Origin of the sequence: Maribacter ulvicola (assembly GCF_900155985.1) — a bacterium.
GTDB classification, from domain to species: Bacteria; Bacteroidota; Bacteroidia; order Flavobacteriales; family Flavobacteriaceae; genus Maribacter; species Maribacter ulvicola.
The window spans coordinates 268028-282262 of sequence record NZ_FTMA01000002.1; the positions used below are offsets into that span (position 1 = coordinate 268028).

The 14235-nt window shown below is 29.8% G+C and carries 10 protein-coding genes; all 10 read right to left on the reverse strand.

The genetic code is table 11. The features are described from left to right. Positions 1-678: 678 nt before the first annotated feature. The 10 genes from BW936_RS09920 to BW936_RS09965 all read right to left on the reverse strand — a co-directional run bounded on the left by BW936_RS09920 (position 679) and on the right by BW936_RS09965 (position 14136). Positions 679-1533 carry an alpha/beta fold hydrolase gene (locus BW936_RS09920; RefSeq protein ID WP_076548232.1) on the reverse strand — a complete coding sequence of 285 codons (855 nt, stop codon included), beginning with the start codon at positions 1531-1533 and terminating at the stop codon, positions 679-681. A gap of 29 nt (positions 1534-1562) precedes the next feature. Next, positions 1563-2288, reverse strand: a complete 726-nt coding sequence (locus BW936_RS09925; RefSeq protein WP_076548233.1) for an NAD(P)-dependent oxidoreductase — start codon at positions 2286-2288, stop codon at positions 1563-1565. Between the two features lie 83 nt (positions 2289-2371). Next, positions 2372-3163, reverse strand: a complete 792-nt coding sequence (locus tag BW936_RS09930) for a CPBP family intramembrane glutamic endopeptidase (protein ID WP_076548234.1) — start codon at positions 3161-3163, stop codon at positions 2372-2374. A gap of 19 nt (positions 3164-3182) precedes the next feature. Next, positions 3183-3917 carry a CPBP family intramembrane glutamic endopeptidase gene (locus BW936_RS09935; RefSeq protein WP_076548235.1) on the reverse strand — a complete coding sequence of 245 codons (735 nt, stop codon included), beginning with the start codon at positions 3915-3917 and terminating at the stop codon, positions 3183-3185. A gap of 117 nt (positions 3918-4034) precedes the next feature. Further along, positions 4035-4592: a GrpB family protein gene (locus BW936_RS09940; RefSeq protein WP_076548236.1), complete on the reverse strand. Its 558-nt coding sequence runs from the start codon at positions 4590-4592 to the stop codon at positions 4035-4037. Positions 4593-4654: 62 nt separating this feature from the next. Further along, on the reverse strand, positions 4655-6877 hold the full coding sequence (locus BW936_RS09945; protein WP_084182041.1) for a CocE/NonD family hydrolase: 2223 nt from the start codon (positions 6875-6877) through the stop codon (positions 4655-4657). A 2-nt stretch (positions 6878-6879) separates the two neighbouring features. Then, positions 6880-7266: a hypothetical protein gene (locus BW936_RS19925; RefSeq protein WP_244156208.1), complete on the reverse strand. Its 387-nt coding sequence runs from the start codon at positions 7264-7266 to the stop codon at positions 6880-6882. A gap of 353 nt (positions 7267-7619) precedes the next feature. Beyond that, positions 7620-8342: a LytR/AlgR family response regulator transcription factor gene (locus BW936_RS09955; protein ID WP_076548238.1), complete on the reverse strand. Its 723-nt coding sequence runs from the start codon at positions 8340-8342 to the stop codon at positions 7620-7622. Then, positions 8329-9417, reverse strand: a complete 1089-nt coding sequence (locus tag BW936_RS09960; protein ID WP_076548239.1) for a sensor histidine kinase — start codon at positions 9415-9417, stop codon at positions 8329-8331. The genes BW936_RS09955 and BW936_RS09960 overlap by 14 nt, the downstream gene beginning before the upstream one ends. Positions 9418-10404: 987 nt before the next feature. Further along, positions 10405-14136 (reverse strand): nSTAND3 domain-containing NTPase, encoded by a 3732-nt coding sequence (locus tag BW936_RS09965; RefSeq protein WP_076548240.1) that lies wholly within the window; start codon positions 14134-14136, stop codon positions 10405-10407. Positions 14137-14235 lie beyond the last annotated feature (99 nt).

Genomic DNA, 14235 nt, shown 5'->3' on the forward strand with positions numbered 1-14235 from the left:
CTATATTATATAAAATAGCCCTCAAGCGCTGAGAATCGATTAAAACTTACAACAGGGTCATTAAACTTTTTTAAGCGGTGTCTGCGACGCATATTTTCATTTGTTCCATAATTTGTCGTTATGTAAAATAGCCGCTACCAAACGCTCGATTGTTTTATAAAATCAAATTGCTCTGGCAATTTATTTTAAACACAATTATCCATCGCTTGCCAACGCCAAAATAAAAGCTAACCTTTTTGCTATAATTAAAAATTGCGTATTTGATATAATGTACGTAATAAAAAATTTAGGCGATTCTCGTGGATAGCCACAAGAGCATAAATTTTAAGAAAAATAAAATTCTATGCACTTGTTATATTTAGAACTTCAATTAATCTTCTTTTTAATATTTCATTATCTTTTGTCTTGAAACAAAAGAAACAAAAATTCAAGGCTGCATATAATTTTGGAAACAATTAACGGCTCATTCGCTATATTTTAGGAAACATTGTAACTCGTTAAGATTGCTTTGAAATCCCTTGTATAATTGAAACTCTTTAGAAACTGTATTACTAAACCCCTAAAATATGGACGCTCATTTCTTCTATTGTTTTAACCAAAATTTTATAAGGCCGAGAGAAACATCGAGATTCTATTTTACATAATACTATGAAATAAGAATTAATGGTTAATCTAAATTTACAAGCTATTTAATATCTTCTTTTCTATCTCATTGAACCCTTTATTACTAGGTACGTGTTTAGATTCCTTAAGTAAAACTACTTCCTTTAAAGTTGGAAAAATTCTTTTCGATCTTTTTATCATTTTCCCTCCAGGAAACATAAGATCTTTTTCTGCTGCAAAAATTGTAATTGGTGTATTTAAATTTTGAGCGTTCTTTTTGGATATTGTTGGTAATGGCGAAAAGTCCATATTACAATGTTGAAAAGTAGTTGACATAAATGCTAATGCAAAATCATCATATTCGGTAAAAAGCACATTCATTACTTTTTTAATGTATTGCTGATTATTTGTTTTTATAAATTTTTTTAAAGGCAAAAACATTTTAAATAAGCCTAAAAGAGGATTTCCGTTTACTATATAAACAGGCGCAATTAGGAATACTTCTTTTATATGTACTTGACTATACTCAAGAGCTTTTAAACTTATGAGTCCACCAAAAGAAAATCCTACTAAAGTTACATTGGTAAGGCCTAATTTAATAACCACCTCTAATAACCATTGTCCGTAGTCAAGAGATTTCATATCTAACCTATCTTCATCACTTTTGTTAGGTTGCGCAAGTACATCTATTGTATAAACACAAAATTTAGAGGAGAGTTTCGGAAATGATTCTAAAATTAATGGTGCACAGCCTCCAGTGCCATGAATAAGTAATAAAGGTGGTTGTTTAACATCTCCAGTTATGATGATATTTGTGTTACCAAAACTTGTCTCTATCCTTTTTTCGGAATATTCAATATTGAGCTCATTTAATTTTTGATTATAAAGGTTTAGAATTTTTTCTTTTCCTTCTTGTGATTTGAAAAACATATACTGTTCTTATTTTGATTGATGATTTATTAATGTGAGGTACTATATATTACAGGCATTTGCCCTTTCCATTTTGCCCATAAGTCATTATCGTATATTAAACTAGCCATAAAATGGCCAACATTTATTCGGCTCACTTTACCTGCATTAAAAATAGCGCTTCTGGTTGGTGAAGGATGTATTTCGTAATCGGTTACCTCTTCCTCATTAATTAAGCCATCTGGTCTTACTGCAGCCCATTCAATAACATTATTATTTTGACCAATTTGAGTTCGTAAGTAATCTGCCGCTTTTTCATTATCTACATGAGGTGGTAATAACAAACGAAGCAATCCAATGACACATTTTTGTGCAAAAGATATTGGCTCGTTTAAATCGCGATTACGATTGCCAGTGGTGTTCATTAAGACAAACTTTGTAGGATTTTGTGGATTATTTGATTTTACAGCATTGCATAATCGCCTTGTAGCATCTGTAACTAATCTTCTAGGTTTTCCATAAATTCCTTTAAAGGTTAAATTATGCCCAAGGCAAGAAGCAACTGCATGACAATCGCTTACAATAGCACGCATTTCTGCATCACTTAAGTCTAATACACTTGCAGTGATAATTTGTAAGTTCTTATTGATTTTCCAGGATTCTGGCAATTTATCTTGAGATCTTACAATTACTTTTACTTTATGTTTTTCATTTAGTAGATGTTCTACTAATTTGCTTCCTGTGGCACCACTTGCCCCTACTACTAAAACTGTCATATTGATTATATTTTGATTGATTGATGTACTTTAAAGACGATGAGCCACTATAATTGTTTCACTTACTAATGCTTTTATTTATTCTATGTGAATGGCGTACCTATAACATGGAAAACCAAATCGAATACTATATGAGCCATAATAGCTACCAAAAGACCTCTTTTCCAAAATATCCATCCAAAGGTTGAACCGGTTATTAAGTTTCCAACCATAGTCACACCAATTGAAAAAGGAGTTAACTCAACAAAATTCTTTGATAATGGAAGGTGTATTAATCCGAAAAACAATGCAGAAATAATAATACCTGTCCAAATCATTTTGTTAGTTGGGTTATCTACTTTTCTGAAGAATTGAAGAATTGCAATTATTAGTGACATTAATCCTAATCGAAACATTATCTCTTCACTAATACCTGCAGAGAAAGCAACAAGTGCATAAAAAGGTTTGGATGGTCGCGATATTTTACCAACAACTGGATACAATTCTTTCTGTAATTCAAATAATCCTAATAGAATTAAAGCAACCACTGTAGCCAAAATAACACTAGAAAAAATAGCTTTCCAGTCTATTAATTTTGCAACAGGTAGTTTTGAAAAAAATCTAGTTATAAGAGGTGCTCCCAGATTAGTCTTAGCCGAAAACCATAATCCAATAAACACCAAAATAGTACCTAAAACTAAGCTACTAATCCCAATAGTTATGACGTCATCTAAAACAGATTCATTTAAACGAACGTTAGACATTCCTGCTTCTATATTTAATCTTTTTACCTCTCTGCTAAATGGAATGTTTATTAATGATCCTATTAAAAAAAGTAATAACACACTAATAGCAGTTTGCCAACGATGATTTTTCTTTTCTTCTTTATTTTTCATGATTGATAAAGTAAATAAACTATTCAATTACTTGTAGAATACCAACCATTGCCGATAAGATAACCAGCCAGTGGATTATTATGTTAATGTATAATTTTTTAGAAAAAAGAAAAATAATTCCAAATATAATGCCCCAGGCAAAATACCATCCAAACCAAATTCCATTTCCAGTAATTGAGTCTATTGCTCTCATTCCGTGTTGAAAAATAAAAGGTATTGAAGCTATTAGTACAGCTAGCCATTTGTTTACTTTACGACTCATTAAAGACTTTATTGCAAAGCCTCGGTATACAATTTCTTCTACGATACCAGCAACCAATGCTAAAAAGACAAAAATCACTCTAGCTGTTGTTGTTTTGGGGCTAAATGAAGGGATTGAGTTTAATTTTTCAACGTTTATAGTTGATTTAGCCAATGCCATTTCTATAAAAATGAGTAATCCAAATGCAATAATTAAATATCCCATAATAGAATAAATCATTTTCTTTTTAGATAACGCAATTCCAATATCACTCCATGACCAATTAGAATCTTTTAAAATTCTTGATATGATGTACAATTGAAGTAAATACCAAGAAATGATGAGTATATAATTTAAATAATAGGCATCTAAAAATGAATTTAACGATTTAAGGTCAATACCTGATATAACAGGTTGACTTGAAAGTAATATTGAAATAAGTGTCGCAATAATTGGAAACCCAATTAATACTCCAAGTATTTTTGATAGTTGTATGGACGTTTTAGTTTTCATCTTTTTTGTATTTCTGCTATTATTGATTTTTAGTCAAAGTAATGGAATACATTAATAAAGGGAAAGGAAAAGTACAGGGACGTAAGATTTGAGGTTTAAGCGTTTTATATTAAGATTCTATATCTTTCTCGTATTATTTTTTCGTTGTAGGTTAGTTTTTTCTTTTTCTATAATATCGTCAATAAAGACATTGACATTTAATTCTTTCAATTCTGCGTACAGCTTTTTATTTTGGTTTGCTTTTTCTGCTAATTTGTATTTCATTTCCTGGTATTTCAATCTAGCCCAATCATTTTTACGCAAAAAATTACGCATCAAAATGTGTCTTTCTAATGGTTTACTATTCGTTAAACAAACATAAAGATGATGAGTAATTGTGTCTAAAACACAATGAGAAGATTCTCTGTTTCTTTTAAAAACCTCTCGTTTTTCAAGCCCTTGATTTCCGTTATGATAATACCCGATTTTAATTAGTCCAGATTTTATTTTTTCAAATTCTGATTCGTTTTTGTAAATAATATCAATGTCAATTATTAGTTTTGAATCCAAATTTGGGACAGAAGTACTGCCAACGTGTTCAATGTGATATTCAATTCCATTTAAACCAATTTCAATTTCACGTTTTAGTTCTGCGAAATTTGTAATCCAGTCGGTTGTATATTTTTTTATTAACATAGGATTTTGGTATATGACACAAAATTGTTCGTTAAAGTTTTAAAATAGAGGTTTACTTTCTTTTATTTTCTAGAATTCCAAATAGGTAATGAAATACTACTGTTACCAGTGAAATTTATTTGTAAAGGAATTACAGCATCTTTAATATTTTCTTCATTGACATCTTTTCCAGTACCATAATTTATTTGCGCGTTGTTGTTTTTATTTACATTTACAACAACTACAATACGACTTCCTTTTTCTAATTTTTTACTGATTAATTTAGAATTATTAAAAGAGATTTCTGTGAATTCATTTGGTGTTAATAAAACACGTTTTTCTCTATCTTTTGCAAAACTTGCTCTACCAATATAATAGCTTAAATGAAAATATTTGTTTTCTGGTGTTAGTTGATATACAATTACAGAATAATCAACGTCTTTTTTATTAATTGAAAATTCAAGATTCCCAAAAAATGATCCGTTAATAAGAACATCTTCTTTTAAAGCTTCAGATTTAAAAACCAATCCATCTTTTAAGTTGATTTGTTCACGTTCTAGAGGCCAAGGGTAATATTCGGTATTAGTAATGCTTTCTCTATCTTTAAAATCGACTGTCATTTCAATTTCAGAAGCATTAACATCTGATATTAAGGTATAAAAATCATCAACTTTAGTTGCACTTAGATGAAAAGTTAAGGTGTCACTTGTCATAGCATTTAAACTTGATTTATGCATCCAAGTATCAGTATCCATTACTTGGAAGTTTACTTTATCTTTTAAAATAATTGGCTTTTCTTTTCCTTTTAAAATGTAATCAAACCATTGATAAATAATGTCCTCTTCAATGTTTATTAAAGCAGTTTTGTCTAGTTTATAATTTCTTAAACTTTCCTCTGGTTTCGTTTGTGCAGTCCAATGATCATAAGGTCCAACTAATAAATAATGGTTTGGATTTTTCGCATATTTATGATGCTCATTAAAATAATACATTGCTCCTCTTTGTGAGTCATCATAATAACCAGTAATTGTTAAAATTGGAATGTCAATCTTTGCAAATTCTTGTTTATATGGAATCATTTTTTTCCAAAAGTCATCATAACTAGGATGTTGCATGTAGGTATTCCATAATTTATTTACTTGTCCATCTAAACTATCTAACTTATTAAAAGCAACTCCAGTTTTGTACCACGTATTTTTTAAGGTATTCCAACGATTAAAATCATTTGAAGCTTTAAAGTCTAAAAACTTGTTGTTGGTTACATAAAAATTCCAAGAATATGAATAATTATGTAGCACATTATTTTCCATTGGATAATCAATTCCAGGTGCAATTGCTACCATTGGAACTATTGTTTTTAACGATGGATGCACTTTGTGTTTCATTGAAGCCCATTGTGTAAAGCCATTATAACTTCCACCAACCATTGCAACTTTTTGATTAGACCAAGACTGTTTGCTAATCCAATCAATGACTTCATACACATCTGTGTTTTCATATTCAAGAGGTTTTATGTCGCTTTTACTCCGTCTTTTTCCTCTTGTATTGGCAATGACTCCAACATATCCTTTGGATGCAGCTAACGTTGTTGAAGCCACATTTGTTCCTGTATAAATTGAAGAAACTAATATTGCAGATTTTTTAGTAGTTGAATTTCCTTTTCGTTTTACGACTACAACTGAAACTTCTGCACCATCTTTCATCGGAATTACGATACTATCATTTACAGCATATCTGCGTTTATGATCTTGCTTTATTTCTTCAAAATAAATAGCTCTAGTTGATGAAAACACAGTGCTTAAAAAATATTTTTTTACTAAATCTATAGCTGTAGCTTGTGCTATTTTTTCTGATTTAATATTGCTATACGTATTCTTAAAATTGCTCACGTAATAATCTGTAGGATCTCTAATTATTAATGCTTTATCTAAATTAATAACTTGTATATCATCAGATTTCTTTACGTATTTTCTGTAAGATTTTTTAAAGGCACCTTTAAAGTTCTTAGAAAGCTTTGCCTCTACATAATGCATGTATATATCTAAATAATGTCTTTGATCTATTGGTGTTTCTTTAATTCTTTTTTTGAAAGTAACTAAAGCCTCTTTATAATTACCTCTAATTAACTGGAACTTAAATACATCTAATTTTGATAAGTTTTGAGTATCACATAATACTGCTAATTGCTGCATTTGATTTGCAAGCGCTACAGAATCTGATAGTTCCACCTTCTTAAATGCCACTTCTTGCGCAAAAGAAGTCATACTAATTGTGCTTAAAAATAATATCAGGACTGATTTTTTCATTGTTACTTTTTATTTGGGTTCGAGTAACGAATTAACTCTTCACTGTACAAAAAACCGTCTTGTGTTTGCGTCATTTTAATAAAGTTTTTTATTCCTGGTGCGTATAACCAAACTTCATCCGTTTGTGCGTTGTATCCTCTGGAATTTGAAACGGTTCCTTTGTATTCTATGGTATAAGCCATAAATGTTCCTGCTCCTACTCTTTCTTCTTTAAAAGACAAAACTTCTGCATCTTGACTTTGTTTTCCTGTGGTACCATCTTGACTTGTCCAGTTTTTTTCATATTTCCATTTTTTCCCTACTTCTAATGGCCACTTATATTTTGGTGTTTTGCTTGTTTCTGGTTTTACTATATCTGATACTGGAATAGTGTCTTTTCCAATGATCATGCCTAAAGCACCATCTATATTAATTATTTTTCTTGTGTCTTCTCCATCTGAACGTACTTCTCCTTCAGTTGTTACACCTTTATATTTCCAAGTCCATGTTTCTCCAACTGCATAATCGGTTAATGTTGGCTGTTTTACTACTAAAGTGTTGTCTTCACAGCAATAAAATAACAGAGAAATGATAATTAGAAAAATGATTTTTACTATTTGAAATACTTCTTTTAAATAACTAATAATATGGCTTTTAAATTAATTATAGTACAAAGTAAAGGTGTATTTTTCTATCAAAAAAGGAAAAGTACATGAGCGCAAATAAATGCAAATGAACGTTAGATAACGGAACGATTACTTCTTTATAAACTATTCCAGTTTTTAAACTTGACGGATTGCCTGCTAGATACTTCTACTTTTTCTCCAGTAGTTAATATAATTTGTAATTTATTATTGAAGTATGGATGAATCTCTTTAATGTAGTTTATGTTAATGATTTGACTTCGATTAACTCGAAAAAAGACTTTAGGATCTAATTTTTCTGCTAATAAATTTAAAGAACGCTTAATCATCGCTTTATCAGAACCAAAATAAAGACGTGCATAGTTTTCTAAAGATTCAATAAAGTAAATATCTGTTAGCGGAATAAAATGACATTTTTCACCATCTTTAATAAATATCTTTTGATGCATTGGTAAGGCAGTAGGCTCTAATTTTACTCTTTTAGATAATTCCAACTTTACCTTTTCAATAGTTTTAGAAAAACGTTCATCTCTCAATGGCTTTACTAAATAATCTAACGCATTCATCTCAAAAGCTTTTACAGCATATTGGTCATAAGCAGTAGTAAAAACAACATCTGGTACATTTGTTAATTCTTCCAATAAATCAAATCCAGATTTACCAGGCATGTGAATATCCAAAAATAAAATATCTGGTTGTAATTCTTCAATTAAAGATATGGCCTCATCTACATGACTTGCTTCACCAATAATTTCAAACTCTTGATGTTTTTCTAATGCACGTTTTACTTCTTCTCTCGCTAAACGTTCATCATCAATAATTATGGTTTTATATCTTTTCATCTTCTATATGCATTGGAATTATTATTTCTGCAACTACACAGTCATTATCTTTAGCTGTTAAACAAAAACTAGCGTTTTTTTTATATTGAATTTCTAGGCGTTTTTTTAAATTTTTTAAACCTAATCCAACATTTTTATGTTGATTAATTACTCCAGGATTCTCAACCGTAATATGAATATTGTTATCCTTCTTTTTAATTTTCAAGAAAATAATGCCACCACCAATTTTTAAGTCGATTCCATGTTTAATTGCATTTTCAATTAACAACTGTATACTTAGCGTAGGAATCTTATAATTAATGAGGTCGTCATCAATATTGGTTTTTAATTGAAGACGTTCTTCAAAACGCATTTTTTCTAATTCGATATAATCTTTTACCAAAGACAATTCTTCTTTTATAGGTATTAAATCTTTGTCTTTTTCATATAATGATGAACGCAACAAATCTGATAATAAATCAATAGCTCTTCTAGCAACGTTAGGGTTTTCAATTACTAATGACTTTATTGAATTTAGCGAGTTGAATAAGAAATGTGGATTTAATTGCGCTGATAAATTATCTAATTGTGCTTGTTTAGCTATGATAGATAATTGAGCATTTTCTTTTGCTGTAACAACTTCTTTCTGATAATAATGATACAAATGATACGCCAATAACCAAATGGACATTAATCTTAGCCCAGTAAGTAATATCGGATCCCAGTAAATAATAGATTCTAATAAATTTTTATTCTCACCAGCAATCAAGGTCCAGTAAGCATACCATTTTAAATTGTTTATTAACACATATAAAACGGCTAATAAAAGTATTGTAGGCACTAAACGGATTAGTAATTGCCTCATGGGCAAACTACTCCATTTTGCTTTTAAAGCAAATAATCTGTACATATGTGTTAAAAATATTCCTATAGAAATATCTAATACATAATTTAAAAACGTGTAGAAAATACTATAATTATCTCTTGTATATACTGTATATGCCCAATAAATAGAAACAATGCTCCATCCTATTAATTGGCATTTCCAATAAAGAGAAATCGTAGTATTACTTGTATTTGTTTTTTTGAGATTCATTCTTAGACAAAGCAACGAAATACTTTTAAATAGTGAAAGGAAAAGTACAGGAACGTAAAATAATAGGTTTAAGTGTTATATATAAAATCTATTCCATTCCACACACATTATGCTTCCCTCCTACGTCGTCGCATAAAAAGTGTTCCATTAACATTGTAGAAGAAGCTTTTTAGAATAAATTTTTTCAAGAAACTGTAGTAAAAACTTTCACTTTTAACCAAAGCTCAAGTTACATAACGCAGAACATTATAGTACAATTGTAGTAGTTTCGTGTATAGCGCGTATTCCGCGCTATTTGACATAGTTGCGTTATAAGCCCTGCAAGTGGATTATAACAAAGCAATTATGACAAAACGAAACTACGGTAAGTTCAACTGTATTCTATTTAAGGCAGCCACATCAACCCGCAGATTCTTAAAAGTCATCCGCAGGATAAATTTTATTCACTCGTAAATTTAAACACAATTTTCCAACGCTTGTCCAGCGCCAAAAAAAGCAAGACTTTTAGAATATTTTGAAATACACGATTTATATGAAACTATCCGTTAGTAAATTTTTCAGGAGATTCTCGTCAGCTTGCCGCAACAGCTCAAAATTTCGAAAATAAAATTTCTGAGCACTTGCTACCTCTTGTCTTTGATTGAAGCTTTTCTTTTAGCTTTTTTAACATTATGTAAAATAGAATTTTAGTTACTTAAACTCGTTTAACTTAAATCCATTTTTAGCGTTTCTACTTTTACCGTAATAATTAATTGGGACTTTGAATAGCTTTGACAATTTGGAAATCTTATCGTTAAGATTGCTTTGAAATTCGTTGTGTATTTTTAACTATTAAGAGAGCTTATTGCTAAACTCCTAAAATATGTACGCTTCACTCACCTATTGTTTTACCAAAATTTTATGAGGTCGTTTTTTCTCCGATTATGTTATAGCTCATTCATTGTAAAAAATGCTATTATAAAATCATCTTGAAATTGTTTTTATGATTTAGAAATTATTTAAAAATTTCCTTCTCTTTTCACGTTCAGCGTATTCAAGTTCATTATCTCTGCGAGTTTTAATATGATTACGAATAGCTCTTGTTTTAGTATTCAACTTCATGTTTTCTACCAACCTTAATAGTTTTTCCCATTTTGCAGCTCTTATTGCACCAATTATAGCATTACCATGATATACAACTTGATTGTCTGTCCATTCAACTTTTTTAAAACATTCCAAATCTTGATTTTTTAATACATAAAATTGAAATGCTTGTTCAAATAAAGATTTCCTGTTAGTATGAATAATATCGAACACAATTCGAATCATTTGTGCTTGTTCACTATTCCTAGCAATTAAGCTTAGAAGGTATTTGTCTGCTCTTTCGCTATTACTATTAAGTGATTGGAAAAAAGCATTCGCAAAGTGTTCTGAAATAAAGTAATAATCTAAATTATTAGCCATATACTCCATTACTTCATCTAATATTTCTTCAGCATTAGATAATTCCCAAACTATTGAGAATTCTTTGTGGTCTCTGGCTCTTTTAAGAGTATCTTTTTCAATAATAACTTTTAAAAACTCTAGGAAGAACCTGTTATCTTTTTGAAGTACTGCTAAAAAACATTTACCTCCATAATCAAAGTGATGGTCGAGTTCATCTTGCTGAATGTAAGCTTTCTTTAATAATTCGGTATCCTCAACTAAAGAGACGACTTTAATAAAAAATTCTTCACGTAACCAAATTTTCATATTATCATCATCAATTCTTCTTACAACAATCTGGAATACTTTAATGAGGACTTCAGCATCAAGTTTTTCATATTTTTTTAGTCGCTGAAACTGAATTCCAAAGTTTGCATTAATAGTGTTTAAGGCTTTATAAAGTCGAGTAATATGCTTCTTTATAATTGATGCTTCGGGAAGACTCGTAAGTACCTCTAGCTTCCATCTTTCATGCAGTTTTCTTGTTTTAATTACTTTCCAAAATCGTTCTGCTAATTCTGGATTAGCTGTCAGGTTATCTATTACATTATAGGGTATGGATAAATCTGAATTAAACCTTCCATCATCCTGAAGTTTTACAAATGCTATAAAAGTTGTAAACCCAATTTCACTATCATTTTTTAAATTAGCCTTAATAATAGCTTCACAGACGTTGAATTGAGAATATATTTTAATCTGATTCCACTCTAAAATCTCGCGATACTTTGAGATAAATTGGTTGACGTCTCTTTTTCTTTTAAACTTTAATTTCTTTGCAATATCAGATTTTTTTAGTTCATCAAATTCTCGATAATTTTCAAAATCGTATTCTTCTTTACCTCTACGTCTATCCCAGTTTACTAGCTCAAATAAAGAATACGTTGGATGTCTAAAAGTTGATTTCAATCTTTTTAAATCAGGAAAACTATATTTTACTTTTCTTGAAGAACGTATCATTTCTAGAACATAATAACAATGATGAAAAGATTTGTTGTTTAGGTTTGAATCTATCCAGGGAATTAAATAGTCTAAATCAAAAGCAAAAGTATATTTACTATCTTTTTCATGTGTCATTGAAAAGTTTAGCATTACCTCAAAAACCTCATTTGGATATTCATTATAGAGATTACAAAGTGCATATAGTATTTTACCACGAGATAGTTTAACTGAAGCAATATTAGAATCATCTTTTTTAGATTCTTTTTTACTCATATAGCTCCATCTCAATCTCTTTAGCAATTGGTTTGAGATAGCAAAAAAAGAAAGCGCTTCTTGTCTTCCTTGTCCAGATTCCTCAATTAAATAATCTATTAGAATAGCATATCTTTCGAAATGGTTGATGTAATCCTCATCAAGAAAATAAATATTTTGGTCTATGTGGTAAATTAACTGTGATAGATGTTTTTGTTTCTTTTTGACAAATTGAAATGACAATTCGAGTGCATCCAAGAAAAACATAGGGTTTTTAAAAAAGTTTGATAGTAAGACTAAATGTTTTTCTCGTTTATTTGTACTAGCAAAATCATTAGTTTCATATTCCGTTTTTAATTTATCTGTTGTTTCAGTATCTAATAAGCTAATCCGTTCTTCTAAATATATTATACATTCATCAGGCAAAAATTCCCACGAGAAATTATAAAAGCGAAATGCTTTTTCTTCATCTGATTTAATAGTAGACCAATAAGAAGTAAGTGTAGGCTTAATTTCTTTGATTATAACTTCTTTTCCAAAATTTTGATACATAGGATAAACTGTATCCTTAAACCTATATTCTAGTTGTTCGAAGTAATTGTTCCAAAGCTGTGCAAAAGACAATAATTTGTCTTTGATGAAAACTTTGCAGAAAAAGTAAGTAGAGAGATTTTGTTCGCCAATTCTAACGTGCTCATAATTCAGCTCAACCAAATCCAAGCTGTGCAATTTATCAAAAGCTTCTCTTAATTCATCACTAGAAATTGAAAAAGAACTCACAACCGAATTTAGTAACTCATTATCATCATAAGGTAGCGTATAAAAAAAGGAAATAATACCTAATGCTTTTAATATACGTTTATCCTTAAAAGCATCTTCATCACTCACGAACGTTTCGAAGTATTTCTCGAACAAATCTGCAACGTTATTAAGTGATTCAAGCTTATTTGTTTCTCTGGCAATTATAGCCATCATTACAGCTAAACGTGCATTTCCTTTTGCAATATCATAAATTTTAAGTTGATATTTTCCATGTCGAACTTCAAAAGGTTTTTGTTCTATAATGGCTTTGATTTCCTCAAAATTAAAACCTGAAATTTCGACGATTGAATTTTTATATTCACTCATCCATTCACGAACATTATCTAAAGCATAATCACGAACAGTTAAAACAAGTTTAAGTTTACCATTATCTAAACTTCTATAAAAACCTAATATTTGCTCAAATTTATCAACTCTATTCACATCATCAACCAGTAAAATATTGTTGTCGTCTCCTTCAAAATAAGCTCCTAAATCTCCAATTAGGTCTGCTCCCTTAGGTGAAATAGCGAAACCATTATAATCTAAATAAGATTCAATGAACTTGTTAATTGATTTTAAAGCTAGCTTTGTTTTACCTACACCAGCTGGACCAGAAATAATAAGAATATCATTATCTGCTAGTTTAGATTTAATGTCCTTAAGTTCTTCATTTCTATGTAGAAATATACCAGCTAATGGTGTTGCTAGTTTTTGTTTACCTTTGTCATATTCTTCTACGAATTTTTCTAATGAAACAATTTGACCTGTATCAAGTGGAATTCCTAAATAGTCTTTAGCTAGGTTTTTATGATGAAAAAAGATTTCTGTTGCTAATGTATCAAGACTGTAATGCATTGGTACTGTACCCAAAATTTCGACAGCTTCTTTGTTGACTTCTTCAATTTCGACAACTTTTAGGTTTGAATTATAACATAAAATAATCTCCTGAATTTTATTAATAGGAATCCCTGTTTTGTCTACGTCCAAACAACCAGAAATATCTTTTTTTAGCTTATTTAATAGACTTCTTCCTTTATGCTCTGTTGTCGTGGATTCTACAAATAAATAAAGTCCGTTGGGCATTTGAATAAAAGAATCTGGTGTACCTCGTGTAGTCTTTTGCTTAATGTCATGAGCACCTGTACGCGAATATGCTTTATAACCACGATTCCTTAAACTTAAAAAGCAATCACAAAGCTCTTGAAATTCAGTTTCATTAAAATTTTTAAGCCTTTCTTTTATGGTAGATAGTTGATTCATTTACTATTTAAGAGCTGATCATTATTATAACTAAAGTAGAATTTGAATATAATAAATTTTGTAGGAATTATTTTGTTGGAAAGCCGTAAAGTAAACAAA

Bases quoted from the DNA above. Each gene is read 5' to 3' on its own strand.
- BW936_RS09920 (WP_076548232.1), bottom strand. From the start codon at position 1,533: ATGTTTTTCAAATCACAAGAAGGAAAAGAAAAAATTCTAAACCTTTAT.
- BW936_RS09925 (WP_076548233.1), bottom strand. From the start codon at position 2,288: ATGACAGTTTTAGTAGTAGGGGCAAGTGGTGCCACAGGAAGCAAATTA.
- BW936_RS09930 (WP_076548234.1), bottom strand. From the start codon at position 3,163: ATGAAAAATAAAGAAGAAAAGAAAAATCATCGTTGGCAAACTGCTATT.
- BW936_RS09935 (WP_076548235.1), bottom strand. From the start codon at position 3,917: ATGAAAACTAAAACGTCCATACAACTATCAAAAATACTTGGAGTATTA.
- BW936_RS09940 (WP_076548236.1), bottom strand. From the start codon at position 4,592: ATGTTAATAAAAAAATATACAACCGACTGGATTACAAATTTCGCAGAA.
- BW936_RS09945 (WP_084182041.1), bottom strand. From the start codon at position 6,877: ATGAAAAAATCAGTCCTGATATTATTTTTAAGCACAATTAGTATGACT.
- BW936_RS19925 (WP_244156208.1), bottom strand. From the start codon at position 7,266: ATGATCATTGGAAAAGACACTATTCCAGTATCAGATATAGTAAAACCA.
- BW936_RS09955 (WP_076548238.1), bottom strand. From the start codon at position 8,342: ATGAAAAGATATAAAACCATAATTATTGATGATGAACGTTTAGCGAGA.
- BW936_RS09960 (WP_076548239.1), bottom strand. From the start codon at position 9,417: ATGAATCTCAAAAAAACAAATACAAGTAATACTACGATTTCTCTTTAT.
- BW936_RS09965 (WP_076548240.1), bottom strand. From the start codon at position 14,136: ATGAATCAACTATCTACCATAAAAGAAAGGCTTAAAAATTTTAATGAA.